Annotated in this window: 21 protein-coding genes and 2 riboswitches; all 21 genes read left to right on the top strand. The window is 34.8% G+C overall.

Features of this window, described 5'->3' with window-relative positions:
• Positions 1-9 precede the first annotated feature (9 nt).
• The 21 genes from EV143_RS08325 (at position 10) to metH (ending at position 22,018) form a co-directional block, all read left to right on the top strand.
• Positions 10-207 (top strand): hypothetical protein, encoded by a 198-nt coding sequence (locus tag EV143_RS08325; protein ID WP_133507498.1) that lies wholly within the window; start codon positions 10-12, stop codon positions 205-207.
• A gap of 189 nt (positions 208-396) precedes the next feature.
• Positions 397-505, top strand: a riboswitch (SAM riboswitch).
• 81 nt (positions 506-586) lie between these two features.
• Positions 587-1,570, top strand: a complete 984-nt coding sequence (locus EV143_RS08320; protein ID WP_243739821.1) for an alpha/beta fold hydrolase — start codon at positions 587-589, stop codon at positions 1,568-1,570.
• A gap of 1 nt (position 1,571) precedes the next feature.
• Positions 1,572-3,986 carry a bifunctional aspartate kinase/homoserine dehydrogenase I gene (thrA, locus tag EV143_RS08315; protein WP_133507496.1) on the top strand — a complete coding sequence of 805 codons (2,415 nt, stop codon included), beginning with the start codon at positions 1,572-1,574 and terminating at the stop codon, positions 3,984-3,986.
• Between the two features lie 217 nt (positions 3,987-4,203).
• Positions 4,204-4,629, top strand: coding sequence for an OsmC family protein (locus EV143_RS08310; protein ID WP_133507495.1), 426 nt, complete (start codon positions 4,204-4,206; stop codon positions 4,627-4,629).
• Positions 4,630-4,736: 107 nt separating this feature from the next.
• Positions 4,737-5,909, top strand: coding sequence for a trans-sulfuration enzyme family protein (locus tag EV143_RS08305; protein ID WP_133507494.1), 1,173 nt, complete (start codon positions 4,737-4,739; stop codon positions 5,907-5,909).
• Between the two features lie 190 nt (positions 5,910-6,099).
• The gene (locus EV143_RS08300) at positions 6,100-6,606 is read left to right on the top strand and encodes an RDD family protein (RefSeq protein WP_133507493.1); all 507 of its coding nucleotides are present in this window, start codon (positions 6,100-6,102) and stop codon (positions 6,604-6,606) included.
• Positions 6,607-6,756: 150 nt separating this feature from the next.
• Complete coding sequence (locus EV143_RS08295; protein ID WP_059114931.1) at positions 6,757-7,167, top strand: RrF2 family transcriptional regulator; 411 nt, start codon at positions 6,757-6,759, stop codon at positions 7,165-7,167.
• 115 nt (positions 7,168-7,282) lie between these two features.
• Complete coding sequence (locus EV143_RS08290) at positions 7,283-8,200, top strand: sulfite exporter TauE/SafE family protein (protein WP_133507492.1); 918 nt, start codon at positions 7,283-7,285, stop codon at positions 8,198-8,200.
• Between the two features lie 27 nt (positions 8,201-8,227).
• Positions 8,228-8,938: a phosphoadenylyl-sulfate reductase gene (locus EV143_RS08285; protein ID WP_133507491.1), complete on the top strand. Its 711-nt coding sequence runs from the start codon at positions 8,228-8,230 to the stop codon at positions 8,936-8,938.
• A gap of 119 nt (positions 8,939-9,057) precedes the next feature.
• Positions 9,058-9,957: a sulfate adenylyltransferase subunit CysD gene (cysD, locus tag EV143_RS08280; RefSeq protein WP_133507490.1), complete on the top strand. Its 900-nt coding sequence runs from the start codon at positions 9,058-9,060 to the stop codon at positions 9,955-9,957.
• A gap of 145 nt (positions 9,958-10,102) precedes the next feature.
• Positions 10,103-11,347 carry a sulfate adenylyltransferase subunit 1 gene (locus tag EV143_RS08275; RefSeq protein ID WP_133507489.1) on the top strand — a complete coding sequence of 415 codons (1,245 nt, stop codon included), beginning with the start codon at positions 10,103-10,105 and terminating at the stop codon, positions 11,345-11,347.
• An 82-nt stretch (positions 11,348-11,429) separates the two neighbouring features.
• Positions 11,430-13,520, top strand: a complete 2,091-nt coding sequence (locus EV143_RS08270; RefSeq protein ID WP_133507488.1) for a nitrite/sulfite reductase — start codon at positions 11,430-11,432, stop codon at positions 13,518-13,520.
• A complete protein-coding gene (gene cobA / locus EV143_RS08265) occupies positions 13,513-14,286 on the top strand; it encodes a uroporphyrinogen-III C-methyltransferase (RefSeq protein ID WP_133507487.1) in 774 nt (257 codons plus the stop codon). The genes EV143_RS08270 and cobA overlap by 8 nt, the downstream gene beginning before the upstream one ends.
• Before the next feature lie 140 nt (positions 14,287-14,426).
• Positions 14,427-15,008 carry a precorrin-2 dehydrogenase/sirohydrochlorin ferrochelatase family protein gene (locus tag EV143_RS08260; protein ID WP_133507486.1) on the top strand — a complete coding sequence of 194 codons (582 nt, stop codon included), beginning with the start codon at positions 14,427-14,429 and terminating at the stop codon, positions 15,006-15,008.
• A 97-nt stretch (positions 15,009-15,105) separates the two neighbouring features.
• Positions 15,106-16,158, top strand: a complete 1,053-nt coding sequence (locus EV143_RS08255) for an NAD(P)/FAD-dependent oxidoreductase (protein WP_133507485.1) — start codon at positions 15,106-15,108, stop codon at positions 16,156-16,158.
• A gap of 101 nt (positions 16,159-16,259) precedes the next feature.
• Positions 16,260-16,487, top strand: a complete 228-nt coding sequence (locus EV143_RS08250) for a hypothetical protein (RefSeq protein WP_133507484.1) — start codon at positions 16,260-16,262, stop codon at positions 16,485-16,487.
• On the top strand, positions 16,478-16,771 hold the full coding sequence (locus EV143_RS08245; protein ID WP_133507483.1) for a type II toxin-antitoxin system RelE/ParE family toxin: 294 nt from the start codon (positions 16,478-16,480) through the stop codon (positions 16,769-16,771). Before EV143_RS08250 ends, EV143_RS08245 begins: the two co-directional genes overlap by 10 nt.
• A gap of 151 nt (positions 16,772-16,922) precedes the next feature.
• Entirely contained in the window at positions 16,923-17,057 is a 135-nt protein-coding gene (locus EV143_RS21890) for a hypothetical protein (RefSeq protein ID WP_262710973.1), read from the top strand.
• A 150-nt stretch (positions 17,058-17,207) separates the two neighbouring features.
• Positions 17,208-17,321, top strand: a riboswitch (SAM riboswitch).
• A 314-nt stretch (positions 17,322-17,635) separates the two neighbouring features.
• Positions 17,636-18,640, top strand: a complete 1,005-nt coding sequence (locus EV143_RS08240) for a homocysteine S-methyltransferase family protein (protein ID WP_133507482.1) — start codon at positions 17,636-17,638, stop codon at positions 18,638-18,640.
• Positions 18,641-18,645: 5 nt separating this feature from the next.
• Positions 18,646-19,086: a hypothetical protein gene (locus EV143_RS08235; protein WP_133507481.1), complete on the top strand. Its 441-nt coding sequence runs from the start codon at positions 18,646-18,648 to the stop codon at positions 19,084-19,086.
• Between the two features lie 256 nt (positions 19,087-19,342).
• Entirely contained in the window at positions 19,343-22,018 is a 2,676-nt protein-coding gene (gene metH / locus EV143_RS08230) for a methionine synthase (RefSeq protein WP_133507480.1), read from the top strand.
• The last annotated feature ends 7 nt before the right edge of the window (positions 22,019-22,025 follow it).

Below are 22,025 nucleotides of genomic sequence, written 5' to 3'. Positions count from 1 at the left end.
CTTAATAAAATGAGCACAACAAACTACTTAACGAGAACATTTTCTAAATTGAAAAGCATCAGAACGAAAAGAAACAATCCGCCGCCAACAAACGAATTGATTCACCCAAGCTTTGGAATCACTGAAGCAGATAAGGCAGAGAAAAAAACACCGAATTCATTATTATTTTTGATGTATTCTAAAGAAAATGAAACACTTTTTATTTAAATCAAAAAGCACCATAAAATAGGGTAAAACCGGCTTAATTTTACTGAGCAAATAGTTCGGTAATTTTTTGCGTACAATAGTTTTAGTTTGAATTATATTTAAGAAAATGAGTAATCAGTTTCGATAAAATTTGTTTGTTTAAGAAATTAGTAGTTAATTTGCACCTTTAAGTTCAAAAACGTATTGAAAATGTTATAAAGAAAGGACGAGGGATTAGACCCGATGAATCCTTAGCAACCCTTCGTTAACGCGAAGAAGGTGCTGCATTCTACCACGCCCAAACGTGGAAAGATAACAACAAGAATTTTTCTAGTATTTACACTCTAGACTTTCTTTCTAATATTTCCGTATACAAATCAAAAATAAAAAAGATTTGAAATTGGAAAATATACCAAGTCCCATAATAATTCAGGAATTCACCACAGAAAATGGTGCACTCTATCGTTCGTTACCTTTAAGTTTCGCTGTTTTTGGCCAGCCATTATATAGCGCACCTATCGTTTTGGTAAATCACGCCCTAACCGGAAATGCTCAGGTTACCGGCGAAAACGGTTGGTGGAATGACTTAATTGGCGACGAAAAAACAATCGACACCACAAAATATACCATATTGGCATTCAACGTTCCCGGCAACGGAAACGATTCTTTTGTCATAGAAAATTATCAGGATTTCACGACCAGAGATATTGCGAGAATTTTTATAGAAGGATTAAAATCTTTACATATAAGTGAAGTATTTGCAATAATCGGAGGTTCTGTTGGCGGTGGAATTGCCTGGGAGATTTTGGCATTAGAACCAAATATAACAGAACATTTAATTCCAATCGCAACCGACTGGAAATCGACCGACTGGATGATTGCAAATTGTTATCTGCAGGAACAAATTCTGAATAATTCTTCAAAACCTATTGAAGATGCTAGAATTCATGCGATGTTATGCTATCGCTCTCCGGAATCATTCAAAGAAAAATTTCAGCGTACCATAAATCAGGATCTTCTCATTTTTAATATCGAAAGCTGGCTGGCGCATCACGGCAGTAAATTGCAAAAACGCTATCAGTTATCCTCTTATAAATTGATGAACCAATTGCTTAAAACCATAGATATTACAAGAAATGCTGCTGATTTTGAGACTTTACTATCTAGAACAAATGCAGCGATTCACATCATTGCAATCAATTCAGATTTGTTTTTTACACCAAAAGAAAATCTGGAAACCTATAATGAATTAAAGAAATTTAAAAACAATGTTTTTTACAGCGAAATAGATTCCGTTCACGGACATGACGCTTTTTTAATCGAGTACAAACAATTAGATCATTTACTTGCCGATATTTTTAAGGCAGAAACAATAGAAAAATAAAATGAAAATATTAAAATTTGGAGGTAAATCGTTATCAAACGGAGAAGGATTAAACAAAGTAGTTTCAATCATTTCGGATAAAGTAAATCAAGGCGAAGAAATTGCCGTTGTTGTTTCAGCGCGTGGCAATGCAACAGATGAATTAGAAGATATCTTAAGAATTGCCGCTAAAAACGGAAATTACAAACCTTTATTAGAAAGCTTTAAAACATACCAGATTTCAGATTATCCAAAAGTCGATTTTTCTGAAGAATTTAATATTTTAGATAAATTATTTGAAGGCGTAAGCTTAATTGGAGATTACAGCAATAAAATTAAAGATCAGATTTTGTCTAAAGGCGAATTGCTTTCGGCTAAATTATTAACTTCAATTTTAATCGAAAAAGGAATTCAGGCCAACTTTGTAGATTCAAGAGAATTACTTAAAACCGATTCAAAATTTGGTGATGCACAGCCATTGGAACAACTTTCTAAGAAAAACGTAATCAATTATTTTAAACTTCATAACGGAGCAACCGTGAATATCGTTACAGGTTTCATTGGTTCAAATAATAATAACGACACGACAACTTTAGGAAGAAACGGAAGCAATTATACCGCTTCATTAATTGCGAATTATTTAAATGCCGAAGAGCTTCAAAACTTTACGCACGTAGACGGAATTTATACAGCAAATCCGGATTTAGTTGCCGATGCCAAAAAAATCGAATATTTATCGTTTAACGAAGCAAATGAATTAGCCAATTTTGGAGCCACGATTTTGCACGCCAAAACCATTATTCCATTATTAGAAAAAAATATTCCGCTTCGTATTTTAAACACATTCAATGATGATAATCGCGGAACCTTAATAACTTCTGATTCTGAAAAAGAAGGAATTAAAACACTTTCGGTTCTGGAAAATGTTTCTCTTGTAAATCTTGAAGGACGCGGATTACTTGGAAAATCAGGAGTTGATGCCCGAATTTTTAAAGTTATGGGCGATCATAATATCAGCGTAAGTATTATTTCGCAAGGTTCTTCAGAAAGAGGAATTGGTCTTGTTGTGGCGACTGAGAAAGCGACAACAGCAATGGTCGAATTAGAAAAAGAGTTTGAAAACGACTTTTATTCTAAAGATGTAAACCAGATTACAGTAACAGATAATGTTTCGGTAATTTCTATTATTGGTCAGGATTTGAGCACTTTCCATAAGCCCTATACCGCTTTAATTAAAAATAAAATTGTTCCCATATTGTTTAACAACACCGTTACAGGTAAAAACGTGAGTTTGGTTGTTAAAAAATCAGAACTGCATAAAGCGCTGAACGTTATTCACGGTGAGATTTTTGGAGTTTCTAAAAAAATCAATATCGCAATTATCGGCCACGGTTTAGTAGGTGGAACTTTAATCAATCAAATATTAGAATCTTCTGCAGCAATTGAAAAACGTAAAGACATCAAACTGAATGTTTTTGCAATTGCCAATTCTAAAAAATTACTTTTAAACAAAAACGGCGTAACTTCAAACTGGAAAAACGACATTCAGACTAAAGGTGATGCGTACACTATAAATGACATTATTGCTTATGCAAACGAACATCATTTAGAGAACTTAATTGCAATTGACAATACGGCAAGTGCGACATTTGTAGAGAATTATATTCCGCTTATCGAAAGCAGTTTCGACTTGATTTCATCCAATAAAGTAGCGAATACATTAAGCTATGGTTTTTATAAGGAAATCAGAAAATCATTGGCAGAAAATCAAAAAAATTATTTGTATGAAACCAATGTTGGTGCCGGTTTACCATTAATTGATACGATTAAATTATTGCATCTTTCAGGAGAAAATATCACCAAAATAAAAGGCGTTTTCTCAGGAACGTTAAGTTATTTATTCAATAATTTCTCTGCAAAAGAGGTTCCGTTCAGTCAGATTTTGCAAGAAGCAATTGATAACGGATATACAGAACCGGATCCGCGCGAAGATTTAGGCGGAAATGATGTGGGAAGAAAATTATTGATTTTAGCGAGAGAATTAGATTTGCAAAATGAATTTGAAGAAATCTCAATTCAGAATTTAATTCCGGAACATTTACGTGACGGAAATGTTGCTGATTTCTTAACCAAATTAAAAGAATTCGACCCAATTTACGAGAAAATAAAAGCCGATCAACAACCAAATCACGTATTAAGATACATTGGCGAATTGTCTGGAGATTTGCAAAACGATAAAGGAATTCTGGAAGTAAAATTAGTTTCTGTGCCTTCAGATACGGCGCTGGGTGGATTAAAAGGTTCAGATTCTTTCTTTGAAATTTATACAGAATCTTATGGCGATCGTCCAATTGTTATTCAGGGAGCCGGAGCAGGTTCTGCGGTAACAGCGAGAGGTGTATTTGGAGATATTTTGAGATTATCAGATAAAGAATAAGAGATTTTAGAGTTCAGATTTTAGAATGTAGATTTTATATTTTCTAAATCGGTTCAACTGTGTCATTTCGACGGAGGAGAAATCACACTCGATTATCGACAAAGATTGACCAAATTCTTTACGGAATTTCTAGTGTGATTTCTCCTCCGTCGAAATGACAAGATTGTGGAAAATCCATCAAATAAAACAAAAAACAAAAAAATAAAATAACAACACAATGAAAGTAACCTTAAACAGAGTAAACGATGCGTTTCATTTTAAACTCAAAAATGAACGCGGACATATAGTTGACGTTGATAGCAGAGCCGAATTTGGCGGAAGCGATTTAGGCGCAAGCCCGATGGAATTAGTATTGATGGGAGTTGCAGGCTGCAGTGCTATTGATATGATTTCGATTTTGAAAAAACAACGTCAGGAAATCACTTCTTTTAATGCTGAGGTCGAAGGAACCCGCGTTCAAATAGACGAAGCAAAACCTTTTAAAGAAATTGATGTAATTTTCTATTTAGAAGGCGATATCAATCCTGAAAAAGCACAACGCGCCGCAGAACTTTCTTTCGAGAAATATTGTTCAGTTGCTAAAACTGTAGAGCCAACAGCAACTATAAAATACAAAGTTGTTTTAAACAACGAAATATTATAGAATTAGAAAATTCTTGACTACCTATTAAATAATGAAAGACTATTACGCGCAACTCTATGTTCACTTTGTGAATCTCTGCGAAATAACTCTTTTAAACACACAACACAATGAATAAAGAAGAATTTGGCTTTGAAACTATTGCCATAAGAACACAACTGGAAAGAACGCAGTATTTAGAACATTCAGTACCATTATACCTATCATCAAGCTTTGTATTTGAAGATGCCGAAGATATGAGGGCTTCTTTTACAGAAGAAAAAGAAAGAAACATTTACAGCCGTTTCAGCAACCCGAACACAACAGAATTTGTAGATAAAATTTGTAAAATGGAAGGAGCAGAAGCCGGTTACGCTTTTGCAACCGGAATGGCAGCGGTATATTCAACTTTTGCAGCTTTGTTAAATTCAGGTGATCACATTGTTTCTGCAAGCAGTGTTTTTGGTTCTACTCATGCTTTATTTGTGACTTATTTTCCAAAATGGAATATCGAAACTTCTTATTTTGAAATCAATAAGCCGGAAACAATTGAAGCTTTAATAAAACCAAATACAAAAATATTATACGCAGAATCGCCAACAAATCCTGGTGTAGATGTAATCGATTTACAATTGTTAGGAGATCTTGCCAAAAAACACAATTTGATTTTAATTATCGACAACTGTTTTGCAACGCCATACATTCAACAACCCATTAAATTTGGAGCGCATTTGGTAGTGCATTCAGCAACAAAACTAATTGACGGTCAAGGTCGTGTTTTGGGTGGAGTTACGGTTGGAAGCGAAGATTTAATCAGACAAATCTATTTATTCTCAAGAAATACCGGTCCGGCTTTATCTCCGTTTAATGCCTGGGTTTTATCTAAAAGTTTAGAAACTTTGGCAATTCGTGTAGAAAGACATTGCGAAAATGCCTTGAAAGTTGCCGAGTTTTTAGAAGCGCATCCGAATGTAAACAGTGTGAAATATCCATTTTTAAAATCGCATCCACAATATGAAGTTGCCAAAAAGCAAATGAAATTGGGAGGAAATATTATTGCTTTTGAGATTAAAGGCGGAATAGAAGCTGGAAGAAAATTTTTGAATGCAATTAAACTTTGTTCATTGTCAGCCAATATTGGTGATACAAGATCAATCGTAACACATCCGGCATCGACAACGCACAGCAAATTATCTGAAGCAGATCAATTAGCAGTTGGAATCACACAAGGTTTAGTGCGTGTTTCGGTAGGTTTAGAAACTGTAGAAGATGTAATTGCAGATTTGAAACAAGCGCTTGATTAAAGATTTTAGATTGATGATTTTAGATTCCTATAAGTGGTCTAAAATTTTATTATAAATAACGATTTTTGGCTGTAATTTTATTACTGTTAAAAATCGTTATTCTTTTTTATTGTAGTTTGAGTAAAAAGTATATTTTTGTTAAAAATGAATTTTAATACTATTAACAACCATTAACTTAACCAACTACAACATGAGTAACTCTACTTACATTATTGACGACAAATTATTAGCCTCCAACGGAAGTCGTTTTTTAAATTATATTTTAGACCTTTTCGCTTTCTTAATTATTTTCTTTTTATTTTGTATTGCTCTCGGAATTTTCATTGGATTATTAGGAGGGACATCACTAAGCAGCTGGATAAGTGATATGGGTGAATTAGGATGGAATTTAATTGTATTCACACTATTCATATCATATTACATTTTATTGGAAGGTTTTTTTGGACGATCAATTGGTAAATTTATTACAGGAACAATTTTAGTCGATGAAAATGGACAAAAACCAAGTTTTGGAACCATTTTCAAAAGAACTTTATGCAGATTAATTCCTTTTGATGCATTTTCCTTTTTAGGAAGTGATGGAAGAGGATGGCATGATACACTATCTGATACCTATGTAGTTAATAAAAAAGCTTTAGCAGAAGAAATAAAAACGTTTCATGAATTTAGCTTAATTGGAAATGAGGAAACAAATTAGTTAAACTATACTAATTTAGTAGAATATACTTGTCATTGTGTTATTATTCTCGTGCAAAAAGCATATTTTTGTTGTAGAATAATTTGTAGGCTGTTGATTTTAGTTTTTTTTAATCTAAAATCAACAATCTGCAATCTAAAATATATACTAGTGCTTTCAAAGAAAACAAAATACGGAATTAAAGCTTTAACTTATTTAGCCAGGCGCGACAACAATGAACCTGTACAAATTGCAGAAATTGCCAGAAGCGAACATATTTCGATAAAATTTCTAGAAAGCATATTGTTACTTCTTAGAAACTCCGGTTTTCTTGGAGCAAAAAAAGGAAAAGGCGGTGGTTATTATCTGATAAAAGACCCAAAAGATATCAGTATGGCCAAAGTTTATCGCATTCTCGAAGGTCCAATTGCACTGCTTCCATGCGCAAGTCACAATTTTTATGAAAAATGTGATGATTGTGATGACGAGTCAACTTGCGCTGCAAGACGCTTAATGACTGAGGTTCGGGACAATACGCTTAAAATACTTGAAAGTAATTCTCTCGCAGATATTGCTTTTTAATCGATAAAAATTATCAAAAAAAAAATTTGAATTTAAAAAAAAGTGTTACTTTTGCAAAGTAATCTACTAAGCCGATAGGATAATGGATTTTAATAATAAGAAAAAACATAGCAATATGGAAAAAGAGCTGAAACTGAATAATGATGGTGTTAAGCCTGATACGTCAATTAAAGAAAAATTATGGGTTACAATACCTGTTATTTTATTGATTGGCTTGTTAGCGACATTAATATACAATCATTACGGTGAATTTTCCTGGGGTGGATTTGTAGATGGTTTTAACCAGGAACTTTTGATTTTTTTCTTCATAGGTGTTTTTGCACAATTAGTAGATGGAACATTAGGTATGGGTTACGGTGCAACTTCAACTTCGTTTTTATTGGCATACGGAGTTCCGCCTGTTATTAGCAGTACAGGAGTTCACGTGGCCGAAATGTTTACAACCGGTGCATCAGCAATTTCGCACCACCGATTTGGAAACATCAATAAAAAATTGGTAAAACATTTACTGATTCCGGGTGTATTAGGTTCAATTACAGGAGCTTATTTATTATCAGATATTATTAACGGAGATGTTATTAAACCATTTATTGCGGTTTATATGATTGTTTTGGCGATTATCATTATTAGAAAAGCATTAGCAAAAAATATCATTAAAAAGAAGACCAAAAAATTAGGATTTCTGGCCGCTTTTGGAGGTTTTATGGATGCTGTAGGTGGTGGAGGCTGGGGTCCAATTGTAACTTCTACATTATTAGGAAGAGGCAGAAACCCGCGTTACACTATTGGTTCTGTAAATGCTGCAGAATTTGCAGTTTCATTTGCAAGCGGAATCACCTTCATGATTTTTGGAGGAATTCACGGATGGCAGGTTATTATTGGTTTGATTTTAGGAGGTGTAATGGCCGCTCCGCTGGCTGCTTTCCTTGTAAATAAAATCAAAAGAAAACCAATGATGGTTGCAGTAGGAATCTTGATTATATTATTGAGTTTAAAAACATTATCGAAAATATCATTGCCTACATTTTGGTAATATTTTTTATAAGGAAAGACAGAGAATATGAATGCAAAAGATATAGCAGTATTATTAGATATAACAAAAGATTTTTCTCTTGAAAAAACCTTAGTTTTTTTAGCAGAACAATATCCGGGAAAAGTAATTTTTTCAACTTCATTCGGGCAGGAAGATCAGGTAATTACAGATTACATTGCAAAAAGTAATACAGACATTACCATTTTTACATTAGATACCGGAAGATTGTTTCAGGAAACATACGATGTTTTTCACAGAACATTAAAAAAATACAAAAAACAGATTGAAGTTTATTTTCCGGAAGCAACAGCAGTGGAAAATCTATTAAAACAAAAAGGTCCGAATAGTTTTTACGAGTCGGTAGAAAATAGAAAGGAATGCTGTTTTATTCGAAAAGTAATTCCATTAAGAAAAGCTTTGGCAGGAAACTCAGTTTGGATTACAGGTTTAAGAGCCGAGCAATCGGAGAACAGACATGATTTGAATTTATTTGAATACGATGCAAATTTCGAAATCATAAAATTCAATCCATTATTAAAATGGACTTTACAAGAGGTTGAAGATTATCTTAAAGAAAATAATGTTCCTCAAAATGCATTGCACAAACAAGGATTCGTAAGTATAGGTTGTGCACCATGTACAAGAGCAATTTTGCCAGACGAAGATATTAGAGCCGGAAGATGGTGGTGGGAATCGAGCCATAAAGAATGCGGTTTGCATAGTGCTAAGAAAGAATAGAGAGAATAGAACAAAGAGTAAAGAATCAAGAATTAAGAGAATAAAATAGTAGCGGAGAGATTTAGATCAGGCAGAAAAAACCTGAAACCTGAAACTTGAAACTTTTTAAACAAATAAAAATGAGTTCAGTATTAAAAACAAACGCTTTAGAGAGTGAAGCAATATACATTTTCAGAGAAGTAATTTCACAGTTTGACAAACCGGTTTTACTTTTTTCTGGGGGAAAAGATTCTATAACATTAGTGCGTTTGGCGCAAAAAGCATTCTTTCCTGCTAAGATTCCGTTTCCTCTTTTGCATGTTGATACAGGACATAATTTTCCTGAAACAATTGCTTTTAGAGATAAATTGGTAGAAGAATTAGGATTGGAATTAATCGTTCGTAATGTTCAGGATGCTATTGATGAAGGAAAAGTGGTAGAAGAAACCGGAAAATATTCTAGTAGAAACAGCTTACAGACAACAACACTTTTAGATGCAATTGAAGAATTCAAGTTTGATGCTTGTATTGGTGGCGCACGTCGTGATGAGGAAAAAGCAAGAGCTAAGGAACGTATATTTTCAGTTCGTGATGATTTCGGACAATGGGACGAAAAAAATCAGAGACCTGAGTTATTTGATATTTTGAACGGAAAAATAGAAAATGGACAAAACGTTCGTGTTTTTCCAATTTCAAACTGGACAGAATTAGATGTTTGGAGTTATATCGAAAAAGAACACATCGAAATTCCGTCAATCTATTTTTCACATAAAAGAAAAGTTTTTTTGAGAGACGGTTTAATCTGGTCGCATTCTCCTTATGTATACCAGGAAGAAGACGAACAAATCGAAGAAAGAATTGTTCGTTTTAGAACCGTTGGAGATATGAGTTGTACAGCCGCTGTAGAATCTTACGCAGCAACCATTCAGGAAGTTGTGGGAGAAATCAGAACTTCGACTATTTCTGAAAGAGGTGCCAGAATCGATGACAAACGTTCTGAAGCTGCAATGGAAAAGAGAAAACAACAGGGATATTTTTAATTATTAATTGTGAATTATAAATTATTAATTAAAAATACTGGAAAGTAAAATTCAAAAAACATACAGATTTAAATTTTAGTTTAAAGGTAAGCGACTTGAAACTTGAAACCTGAAACAAAAAATAAACCTGAAACAAAACATAAGAATGGAAGTTTTAAAAATAGCAACAGCAGGAAGTGTAGATGACGGAAAAAGTACTTTAATCGGAAGATTGTTGTACGATACAAAATCATTGACGACTGATAAAATAGAAGCAATCGAAAAAAGCAGTAAACAAAAAGGATACGATTATCTTGATTTTTCGTTGGCAACCGATGGTTTAGTAGCAGAAAGAGAACAAGGAATCACGATTGATGTTGCGCATATTTATTTTTCGACTGCAAAGAAAAGTTACATTATTGCCGATACTCCGGGTCACGTAGAATATACCAGAAACATGGTTACAGGAGCTTCGACTTCTCAGGTTTCTATTATTTTAATCGATGCCAGAAAAGGTGTTATCGAGCAAACGTACCGTCACTTTTTTATCAATAATTTATTGAGAGTAAAAGAAGTAATTGTTGCGATCAATAAAATGGATTTAGTTGATTATTCTGAAGAAGTTTACAACAAAATCAAAGCCGATTTTCAGGCATTAAATGCAAAAAGCACTTTCAAGGAACAAAACGTAAGTTACATTCCGTTAAGCGCAATCAACGGCGGAAATGTTGTTGATAAATCAGAGAATATGCCTTGGTACGATGGTCAAACGGTATTGGAACATTTAGAAGGATTACATTCTTCGGATGTATTTGAAGCAGGAAAAGCACGTTTTCCGGTTCAAACCGTAATTCGTCCAAAAACAGAAGAATACCATGATTTTAGAGGTTACGCCGGAAAATTATACGGAAATTCAATTAAAGTTGGCGATGCCGTTACGGTTCTTCCTTCTTTAACCGAATCAAAAGTATCAAAAATTCACTTTTTCGATAAAACATTTGACGAAGCCGTTGCAGGTTCATCAATTACAATCGAATTAGAAAATGACATCAATGTTACAAGAGGCGATATGATTGTAAAATCATCTGAACTTCCAAAAATTGAAAAAGAAATCACGACAACAGTTTGCTGGATGGACAGTAAAAAACTGGTTGCAGGAACAAAATATATTGTACAGCATAATACCAATTCGGTTTTAGCGAAAGTAGAAAGTATCAAAAATACCATCTCAACAGATTATTCCGGAACAAAAGAAGCTACACAATTAGCAATAAACGAAATAGGAGAAGTTACTATCAAATTGAGCAAGCCTTTATATTTTGACGCTTACAACGACAACAAATCAAACGGAGCTTTTATCTTAATTGATACCGCAACAAACACAACAGCAGGAGTAGGATTCATTCGCTAGTTGATAGTTGATGGTTTTTAGTTGATAGTTATTCTGCCAGCAAACCAACAACCAACAACTAACAACCAACAACTAAAGAGAAATGGAAAGTTTTAGAACAGAAATAGAAAATCCGATAGTTCAAAAAGAGATTATCGATCTTGAAAAAAAGATTCATTTATTCCGTGGAGGAAAAATTGATGACGAACGTTTTCGTAGTCTTCGTTTAGCGCGCGGAATTTACGGTCAGCGTCAGGAAGGTGTACAAATGATTCGTATCAAATTACCTTACGGTAAAGTGACGAGCGAACAATTGGTACGTATTACGAAAGTTTCTGACGAATATTCTACTGGGCGTTTGCATATTACAACGCGTCAGGATATTCAGATTCACTATGTGAGTTTAGACAGAACACCTGAACTTTGGGCAAATCTGGCTAAAGACGATATTACATTGCGTGAAGCGTGTGGAAATACCGTTAGAAATATTACAGGAAGCGAATTGGCTGGTGTTGATGTAAACGAACCATTTGATGTTTCGCCTTACGCACACGGACTTTTTCAATATTTGTTAAGAAACCCAATTTGTCAGGAAATGGGACGAAAATTCAAAATTTCGTTCTCTTCTTCAGATGAAGATACGGCGCTGAGTTATTTACACGACTTAGGATTTATTCCGAAAATTGTAAATGGCGAAAAAGGCTTCAAAATTATGTTTGGAGGAGGTTTAGGATCTCAGCCAGCGCATGCCGAATTGCTTTCGGAATTTGTTCCCGTGAACCAAATCATTCCAACAGCAGAAGGAATCATCCGTATTTTTGATCGTTATGGCGAACGTGCAAAAAGAATGAAAGCGCGTATGAAATTCTTAATCAAAGAAATGGGAAGAGATGTTTTCCTTGATTTGGTTGAAAAAGAGAAAAAGGCCATTGCATTTGAAACTTACGAAATTGACACAACCGCTTTTGATGGTCCAATTCCGGAACCATTATTAGCAGTACCACAAGTTACAATCGAAGATACAAAAGCGTATGAAGCCTGGAAAAAATCGAATGTAATTAAACAAAAACAAGACGGTTATTACGCAATTGGAATCAAAGTTTTATTAGGAGATTTTTATACTGATAAAGCAAGATTATTAGCCGATTTAATTAAAAATTACGGAGCCAATGAATTGCGTTTTTCATTGCGTCAAAATATTGTAATACGTCACATAAAAGAAGAAAATTTACCTTTCTTTTATCAGGAATTAGCCAAATTAGACTTTGTTCATTTAGGTTATAATTCTACGGCAGATATTACGGCATGTCCCGGTACAGATACTTGTAATTTGGGGATTGCAAGTAGTACCGGAATTGCGGAGGAACTAGAAAAAGTTTTAAATGCAGAATATCCGCAATACTTAAACAATCAGGAAATTGAAATTAAAATTTCGGGTTGTATGAACGCTTGCGGGCAGCATAATATGTCTGCAATTGGTTTTCAGGGAATGTCTATCAACTCAGGAAAATTGGTGGCTCCGGCTTTGCAGGTTTTGTTGGGCGGAGGAAAATTAGGAAATGGCGCTGGTCGTTTTGCTGATAAAGTAATTAAAATTCCGAGTAGAAGAGGACCAGATGCTTTACGTACCATTTTAAATGATTTTGATGCCAATGCAAACGGAGAAAAATTCCTGAATTATTACGATCTAAAAGGAGAGAAATATTTCTATGAAATTTTAAAACCTTTTGCAGATGTAACCAATTTAACCGAAGCCGATTTCATTGATTGGGGAAATGCCGATAACTACGTAAAAGCAGTTGGAGTAGGAGAATGTGCCGGAGTCGTAATTGATTTAGTAGCTACTTTATTGTTAGAAGCCAAAGATAAATTGACTTTTGCTCAGGAATCTTTCGACGAAGGAAAATGGTCTGATGCAATTTACCACGCTTACGCCGGATTTGTAAATGGTGCAAAAGCATTGTTGCTTTCAGAAAACGAAAAAACAAATAATCACGCAGGAATTGTTGATTTATTTGACACCGTTTTTATTGCAGCAGGTAAAATCGGATTGCCAACAACTTTCAGAGAGTTGGTATATCAAATCAATCAAAATGAACCGAGTGAAGCGTTTGCAAAACAATATATTGAAGAAGGAATTGCATTTTTTGCAATTATAGAAAAATACAGAGCTCAAGAATTAGCAAATGCTTAATATAAAACCAAAAGTAACTTTAGTTGGCGCAGGTCCAGGCGATCCGGATTTGATTACGCTCAAAGCTGTAAAAGCACTAGCTGAAGCAAATGTGGTTTTATACGATGCCTTGGCCAATGACGAAATATTAGCGTACGCTCCTAAAAACGCCATCAAAATTTTTGTTGGAAAAAAAATAGGAAATCACGCTTATACGCAAGATCAAATCAATCAATTGATTGTGGATAATGCTTTAACTTACGGACATGTAGTTCGCTTAAAAGGCGGAGATCCTTTCATTTTTGGAAGAGGAAGCGAAGAAATCGAATTTGCAGAAAGTTTCGGAATTGAAACAATCGTCGTTCCCGGAATTTCCTCAGTAGTTGCCGTTCCTGCAAGTCAGGGAATTTCGATTACGAAAAGAGGCGTTTCAGAAAGTTTTTGGGCGATTACCGGAACAACTTCTGATAGAAAATTATCCTCAGATGTAGCTTTGGCGGCGCAATCGTCTGCAACAGTTGTAATTTTAATGGGAATGCACAAATTGCCTCAAATTATCGATTTATTTCAGAAAGAAAACAAAGGCAATTTACCCGTTGCGATCATTCAAAACGGAACAACTTCTGAAGAAAAAGTAGGAGTTGGAACAGTAGATTCGATTCTAAATATTGTAAAAGAAAAAGAATTGGGTTCGCCAGCCATCATCGTTTTAGGCGAGGTTGTCCGCGAAAGCAATAAATTAAAAGGTTTTTACGAAGAATTTTTATCGAAAGAAATTGCCAGATAAAGTCCCAAAGGGACGACCAATATTGTAGCGTCGGGTTTTAACCCGATGGAAATAAAGAAATTTTACGAAGAATTTCTATCGAAAGAAATCGTCCGATAAAATATAAATCATCTAATTTTGATTGGATAAAATTAAATGAAATGGAACAAAACGAATTATATCCAATATTCTTAAAACTTCACAATCTGAATGTTTTAATTGTAGGCGGAGGAAATGTGGGATTAGAGAAACTTTCTTTTTTGCTAAAGTCGAGTCCAAACGCCAATGTTGAGGTTGTGGCGCCGGATTTTCATTTAGAAATTAAAGTTTTAGCCGAAAATCATCCATCAATAAAATTGACGGAAGCGAAATTCAAAAAGAAAATGCTCAAAAAACGTCACATGGTAATCGCTTGTACAGACGATTTAAAAGTCAATAAAAGAGTATATGATTTATCAAGAAAGCGTTATTTGATTTGCAATATTGCCGATACGCCCGATTTGTGTGACTATTATTTAGGCGGAATCGTAACAAAAGGAAATGTAAAAATCGCCATTTCGACCAACGGAAAATCGCCAACAACAGCCAAAAGGCTTAGAGAATTTTTTGAAGAAGTAATTCCGGAAGACATCAATCAAATGGTAGAAAATCTGAACGAATACCGAAAAACTTTAAAAGGTGATTTTGAAGAAAAGGTAAAAAGAATGAACGAGATAACCGATTCATTAAAAAATAAATTGTAAAAAGCTGAGCAGAGAAATGAATGATAAAAATCATTGATTATAGAACAAATTATTCGTTTCTTTGTATTATTAAGAATGATTATAAACAACAACCATAATGATTAAAACAGATATACTTATAATTGGAGCAGGCCCAACAGGTTTATTTGCCGTTTTCGAGGCAGGATTATTAAAATTAAAATGTCATATTTTAGATGCTTTGCCACAAGCTGGAGGACAACTATCAGAGCTGTATCCAAAAAAGCCTATTTATGATATTCCGGGTTTTCCTGAAGTTTTAGCCGGAGATTTAATTGATAATTTGCAAGAACAAATTAAGCAGTTTGAGCCAGGTTATACATTAGGAGAACGCGCAGAAACGATCGAAAAACAAGAAGACGGAAGTTTTATCGTAACATCAAATAAAGGAACTAAATTTCACGCGCCGGTTATTGCTATCGCTGGAGGTTTAGGAAGTTTTGAGCCACGCAAGCCACTTATAGAAGATATTGAGTTTTATGAAGATAAAGGAGTAAAATACTTCATCAAAAATCCGGAGAAATTCAGAGATAAAAGAGTTGTAATTGCCGGAGGAGGAGATTCAGCTTTAGACTGGAGTATCTTCTTGTCTAATGTAGCTTCAGAAGTAACTTTAATTCACAGAAGAAACGAATTTAGAGGAGCACTTGATTCTGTAGAAAAAGTACAGGAATTAAAAACAGCCGGAAAAATCAAATTAATTACACCGGCAGAAGTAATCGGAATTAATGGCTCTGAGCATGTTGAATCTTTAGATATCGAAGAAAACGGCGCACACCGTAAAATAGAAACAGATTATTTTATTCCACTTTTCGGATTAACGCCAAAATTAGGTCCAATTGCAGACTGGGGATTAGAAATAGAGAAAAATGCGATTAAAGTAAACAACGCTTTAGATTATCAAACCAACGTTCCTGGAATCTTTGCTATTGGTGACGTTAATACATACCCAGGAAAATTAAAATTGATTCTTTGCGGTTTCCACGAAGCAACTTTAATGTGTCAGGCAGCCTACCAAATCATCAATCCAGGTAAGAAATATGTATTAAAATATACAACAGTTTCTGGTGTAGACGGTTTCGACGGAACTCGTAAAGAAGCTCCAAAAGCGGTTGTTAAGGCGATTGTTTAGTCTGATGTCCTAATTAACTAAGATTTATATAAAGCTCAAACTTGTAATATAGTTTGAGCTTTTTTTATTTGTATATTTGTTTTATATAAATTTTGAATATCATGGACTTAGAAGCTAGAAAATATCAGTTTATTCAAGCGTTGGTTAAGGTAGAGGATGAAGGGGTTTTGGAAAAACTAGAATTAATTCTTAAAGCAAATCAAAACGACTGGTTCGATGAATTATCAGAGTCAGAGCAAGCTGAAATTCAAATTGGATTAGATCAGGCTGAAAAAGGAGAATTTTCAAACCATGAAGATGTTATGAAAAGATTTTCAAAATGGCATTAAGATTTATATGGACAGCACAAGCGGTTAAAGGTTTTAATAAAGTTATTGATTATCTAGAAGCTAATTGGACAACAAAAGAAATTTTAAACTTAGAAAACAAAATTCAACAGGTTATTAATCAAATTAGTCTTAATCCGGATCAATTTCCAAAATCTAAAAAAAGCGAATCTTTGTATAAAGCATTTATAGATAAAAATAATTATTTAGTGTACAAAATAAGCAAACAATCTAATAGTATTGAAATTATCAATTTTAGAGGAACAAAGCAGCAGCAAAAATATTAATTGTACGCTTAAAATTTAAGAGAACGTAAATAGTAAAGCTCAAACTTGTAATATAGTTTGAGCTTTTTTTATTAAAAAAAAATGGATTTTAAGTTTTGAATAAATCATATAAAGTATTAACTTTAAGAATGAATTCAAAAAATCACTTATTATGAACAATTGGAATGTAGAGCAAACCCAGGAAGAAAAGGCAAAAATTGAAACTAAAAGTAATCAGGAAGATAATGAATTTATAAATCATGAAGAAGTTATCGATATCTTTCTAAATTGGGAAAGAAGTTTTTAAAACATCTTTTTTTAAATCTAAAAATAATAAGCCTATTTAGTTCAGTTTTACTTCTAACATCTTACCAAAAAACTAATTAAAAAATATCGTGCTAATACTTGCAAGTATTAGCGCTATGTGTTTACTTTGCACTGTTCTTAAAATTATTGAAAGTTATCACGAAAGGCGGAGGGAAAGACCCAATGAAACCTTAGCAACCCTTTATCATAAAGAAGGTGCTACATTCTACTTTATACTATTCTTAGTATTAAAGATAGATAACACAAATACATAAAGTATTTCTCAAAACTCTTCCTGACAACTTATATATTATTTTACTGAATTCACTTTGGTATCATGAGCGAATCATTGGCGCATTTTTGCTGTCAATCGTTCCCGCTTTCGCCTTTATCTCTCCGTTTCACTACGAGGATACCGGCTCAATCGGGGCTAATTACTCACATAGTGAATTTTTGGAATCAATGTGAATAAAAGTAACGTATGCTAACAGGTTTTTAAAACCTGTTAGGTATTATAATTAAGTAAAAAACTTAGCAACTTAGGGCCTTAGTATCTTAGTAGCTAAAAGATAAAAAAATATGTCAATAACAATTCAGGAAGCAATAAAAAAAAACATCCTAATCCTAGATGGAGCAATGGGAACCATGCTGCAGCGCTATAATTTCTCCGAAGAAGATTTTCGCGGAGAGCGTTTCAAAGATTTTCCGCATCCGTTAAAAGGAAACAACGATTTACTATCCATAACACAACCACAAGCGATCCGCGATGTCCACGCAGCCTATTTTGAAGCCGGTGCAGACATTGTAGAAACCAACACTTTTTCAGGAACCACAATCGGTATGGCCGATTATTTCCTGGAAGATTTGGTTTACGAATTAAACTACGAATCGGCAAAATTGGCAAGAGAAGTAGCTGATGAATTTACAGCCAAAAATCCAGACAAACCACGTTTTGTAGCCGGTTCAATCGGACCGACAAACAGAACCGCAAGTATGTCGCCAGATGTAAATGATCCAGGTTACAGAGCTGTAACGTTCGATGATTTAAGAATCGCCTACAAACAACAAGTCGAAGCTTTAATGGATGGTGGCTGCGATTTACTTTTGGTAGAAACCATATTCGATACATTAAACGCAAAAGCAGCACTTTTCGCCATCGAAGAAGTAAAAGACGACCGTAATATCGATATTCCGATTATGGTTTCAGGAACGATTACAGATGCGTCTGGAAGAACACTTTCCGGGCAGACTGTTGAAGCTTTCTTGATTTCAGTATCACATATTCCGTTATTGAGTGTAGGATTCAATTGCGCTTTGGGAGCCGATTTGTTGAAACCATATTTAAAAACATTAGCACAACATACACAATTTAACGTTTCAGCACACCCGAACGCAGGATTGCCAAACGCATTCGGACAATACGATGAAACGCCAGAACAGACTCAGGCTCTGATTAAAGAATATTTAGACGATAATTTAATCAACATAATTGGCGGTTGTTGTGGTACAACTCCGGATCATATTCGATTGATTGCTGAAGTAGCGAAGGATTATAAACCACGTGTGGCGCCGATATTTGCGTAAAAAAAATGAAAGGAACTAACATTAATACAAATTTGGTAGGACCAATTCTTCTTATTGTTATAATATTTTTGTTGTTTTTTCTTGCAAGTAAAGATGCCAATGAATATAATGAGTATAAGAAAACATTTAAAGGCGAAACTATTGGGTTTGTAACTAGAATCGACGATAGAAGAAAAAAGAGAGATTACTTAAAATATTATTTCTATTCAGGCAAAAAAATTTTATCAGAGATTTCTACAAGGGAACATAATGGTTACGACTTAATTAATAAGTTTTATAAAGTTAAATACAACATAAATAATCCTGAAGAAAACTATATAATCTTAGAAGAAAAATTAGAACCTGATTCAATTTCATTAGTTAAAGCAGGATTTACTAAAACTAAATATTACATATATGATGCAGGCGTAAGTTGCAAATATATAGAGAAGTCAAAATGGAAATAATTTCGGAAACATAAATCATCTTATGAAACCGAGTCTGCGTGAGGGATAGAAGCGGTTAGCCCACAGCCTGACGAAGGAAGTGCGAGGACTAATAGCGGATAGCCCGGCCCTTGGGACACGCCCACAAAAGATTATAAAATATTAGTATCAGATTGCTTCTTTCCTCGCAAAGACAAGCAGGACGTTGAAATAATAGTTCCAGAGGAACGAAATATATTGTAGCAACGGAATTTATTTCGTTGAAAATTAAAAAGAAATGGCAGAAAAAAGAAGAGACCTTGTATTAGCAGGATTAGAACCGTTGATTATTACGCCCGAAAGTGTTTTTGTAAACGTTGGGGAACGTACGAATGTAACCGGTTCGCGAAAATTCCTTCGCTTAATCAAGGAAGAGAAATATGACGAGGCGCTTGATATTGCAAGACAACAAGTAGAAGGTGGGGCACAGATCATCGATATTAATATGGATGAAGGAATGCTTGATGGTGTTCAGGCAATGACTAAATTTTTGAATTTAATTGCATCTGAACCCGATATTTCGAGAGTGCCGATTATGATCGACAGTTCGAAATGGGAAATCATTGAAGCGGGTCTGAAAGTAGTACAAGGAAAAAGCGTTGTCAACTCGATTTCGTTGAAAGAAGGTGAAGAAGCTTTTATTCATCACGCCAAATTAATCAAACGTTACGGAGCTGCGGCAATTATTATGGCTTTTGACGAAGTAGGTCAGGCCGATAATTTTGACCGAAGAGTTGAAATTTGCCAGCGTTCGTATGATATTTTGGTTAATAAAGTTGGTTTTCCGCCTCAGGATATTATTTTCGATTTGAATATTTTTCCCGTTGCCACCGGAATGGAAGAACATCGTTTAAATGCTTTGGACTTTTTTAGAGGTACAAAATGGGTTCGGGATAATTTACCGCACGCACACATAAGCGGTGGTGTGAGTAATGTTTCGTTTTCTTTTAGAGGAAATGATACCGTTCGTGAAGCGATGCACTCGGTATTTTTATATCACGCGATCAAGAACGGAATGACAATGGGAATCGTGAATCCGGAAATGTTGTCGATTTACGATGATATCCCGAAAGATTTATTGGAACACGTTGAAGACGTAATCCTGAACAGACGCGACGATGCTACGGAAAGACTTTTGGATTTTGCAGAGAATGTAAAAGGCGAAGTAAAAAGTGATGAAAAAGCGATTCAGGAATGGCGTTTAGGAACGGTTCAGGAAAGAATTACGCATTCATTGGTAAAAGGAGTAGATGCTTTTATTGAAGAAGATGTTGAAGAAGCTCGTTTGGCTGCAACAAAACCTATTGAAGTTATCGAAATCAATTTGATGACGGGAATGAATGTGGTTGGAGATTTATTTGGAAGCGGAAAAATGTTCCTGCCTCAGGTGGTTAAATCGGCACGTGTTATGAAAAAAGCCGTGGCGTATTTATTGCCTTATATCGAAGCCAGCAAACAAGCCGGAGACAAACAAGGAAACGGAAAAATTTTGATGGCAACCGTAAAAGGTGACGTTCACGATATTGGTAAAAACATCGTTTCTGTGGTTTTGGCTTGTAACAATTACGAGATTGTAGATCTTGGTGTTATGGTGCCTCCGGAAAAAATTATAGCGGCCGCGATTGAACATAATGTTGATATTATTGGCTTAAGCGGACTGATTACGCCTTCGCTTGACGAAATGGTGTATCTGGCGAAAGAATTAGACAAACAAGGAATCAAAATCCCGATTATGATTGGTGGAGCCACAACTTCGCGCGCGCATACGGCCGTGAAAATCGCTCCACAATATAGAGAAACTGTAATTCACGTAAACGATGCTTCACGCGCTGTTACTGTTGCAGGAAACCTTTTAGATCATAACCGTAAAATATATGCAAGCGACATTCGTGCTGAATATGATGCGTTTAGAGAAACATTTTTAAATCGTTCGAGAGATAAAAACTTCCTGACGATTGAGCAGGCGCGTAAAAACAAATTACAATTGGATTGGGATGAGTATACTCCAACAAAACCAAAAGTAATTGGCAAACAAATAGTTGAAGTAGAATTAGATGTTTTGGTTCCGTATATTGACTGGACACCGTTTTTTAGAACTTGGGAATTGTTCGGGAAATATCCGGCAATTTTAACGGATGAGGTTGTTGGTAAAGAAGCAACTTCTGTTTTTGCAGATGCTCAGGCAATGTTAAAAGTAATTTTGGCAGAAAAAAAATTATCTGCAAAAGGAATTTACGGAATTTTCCCAGCGAATCAAATTGACGACGACGATATTGAATTGCGTGATGAAAACGGAAAAGTTTTGGAGAAATTCTTAACGCTTCGTCAGCAGTCACAAAAAACGAAAGGTGCTCCAAATATTGCTTTGTCTGATTTTATTCTACCAAAAGACAGCGGGATTACAGATTATATGGGCGCTTTTTGTGTAACAACCGGTTTTGGTGTTGACGAATGGGCAGCTGAATTTGAAAAAGATCTTGACGATTATAATTCGATTATGGTTAAAGCATTAGCCGATCGTTTTGCTGAGGCTTTCGCCGAATATCTGCACGAGAAAGTACGTCAGGAATTCTGGGGTTATGATCCTGAAGAATCACTTTCGACAGAAGATTTAATTGAAGAAAATTACAAAGGAATTCGTCCTGCTCCAGGATATCCGGCTTGTCCGGATCACTTAGAGAAACCAACAATCTGGAAGCTCTTAAATGTGGCAGAAGAAATTGGAGTAACCTTAACGGAAAGTATGGCGATGTGGCCAGCATCATCCGTTTCCGGATATTACTTCGGAAATCCGAAAAGTAAATATTTCGGACTCGGAAAAATAAAAGAAGATCAGGTGGTAGATTACGCCAAAAGACGTAATGTCTCCACTGAATATGCAAGCAAATGGTTAAACCCTAATATAGCAGATTAAAACATAG

Origin of the sequence: Flavobacterium chryseum, from assembly GCF_004362015.1 — a bacterium.
Taxonomy (GTDB): Bacteria; Bacteroidota; Bacteroidia; order Flavobacteriales; family Flavobacteriaceae; genus Flavobacterium.
This window is presented reverse-complemented; position numbering and strand designations above follow the sequence as displayed.

Bases quoted from the DNA above. Each gene is read 5' to 3' on its own strand.
- EV143_RS08245 (WP_133507483.1), top strand. From the start codon at position 16,478: ATGGCATTAAGATTTATATGGACAGCACAAGCGGTTAAAGGTTTTAAT.
- EV143_RS08250 (WP_133507484.1), top strand. From the start codon at position 16,260: ATGGACTTAGAAGCTAGAAAATATCAGTTTATTCAAGCGTTGGTTAAG.
- thrA (WP_133507496.1), top strand. From the start codon at position 1,572: ATGAAAATATTAAAATTTGGAGGTAAATCGTTATCAAACGGAGAAGGA.
- EV143_RS08290 (WP_133507492.1), top strand. From the start codon at position 7,283: ATGGAAAAAGAGCTGAAACTGAATAATGATGGTGTTAAGCCTGATACG.
- EV143_RS08305 (WP_133507494.1), top strand. From the start codon at position 4,737: ATGAATAAAGAAGAATTTGGCTTTGAAACTATTGCCATAAGAACACAA.
- EV143_RS21890 (WP_262710973.1), top strand. From the start codon at position 16,923: ATGAACAATTGGAATGTAGAGCAAACCCAGGAAGAAAAGGCAAAAATT.
- EV143_RS08300 (WP_133507493.1), top strand. From the start codon at position 6,100: ATGAGTAACTCTACTTACATTATTGACGACAAATTATTAGCCTCCAAC.
- EV143_RS08260 (WP_133507486.1), top strand. From the start codon at position 14,427: ATGGAACAAAACGAATTATATCCAATATTCTTAAAACTTCACAATCTG.
- EV143_RS08270 (WP_133507488.1), top strand. From the start codon at position 11,430: ATGGAAAGTTTTAGAACAGAAATAGAAAATCCGATAGTTCAAAAAGAG.
- EV143_RS08275 (WP_133507489.1), top strand. From the start codon at position 10,103: ATGGAAGTTTTAAAAATAGCAACAGCAGGAAGTGTAGATGACGGAAAA.
- EV143_RS08255 (WP_133507485.1), top strand. From the start codon at position 15,106: ATGATTAAAACAGATATACTTATAATTGGAGCAGGCCCAACAGGTTTA.
- EV143_RS08240 (WP_133507482.1), top strand. From the start codon at position 17,636: ATGTCAATAACAATTCAGGAAGCAATAAAAAAAAACATCCTAATCCTA.
- EV143_RS08285 (WP_133507491.1), top strand. From the start codon at position 8,228: ATGAATGCAAAAGATATAGCAGTATTATTAGATATAACAAAAGATTTT.
- cysD (WP_133507490.1), top strand. From the start codon at position 9,058: ATGAGTTCAGTATTAAAAACAAACGCTTTAGAGAGTGAAGCAATATAC.
- EV143_RS08310 (WP_133507495.1), top strand. From the start codon at position 4,204: ATGAAAGTAACCTTAAACAGAGTAAACGATGCGTTTCATTTTAAACTC.
- metH (WP_133507480.1), top strand. From the start codon at position 19,343: ATGGCAGAAAAAAGAAGAGACCTTGTATTAGCAGGATTAGAACCGTTG.
- EV143_RS08235 (WP_133507481.1), top strand. From the start codon at position 18,646: ATGAAAGGAACTAACATTAATACAAATTTGGTAGGACCAATTCTTCTT.
- EV143_RS08325 (WP_133507498.1), top strand. From the start codon at position 10: ATGAGCACAACAAACTACTTAACGAGAACATTTTCTAAATTGAAAAGC.
- cobA (WP_133507487.1), top strand. From the start codon at position 13,513: ATGCTTAATATAAAACCAAAAGTAACTTTAGTTGGCGCAGGTCCAGGC.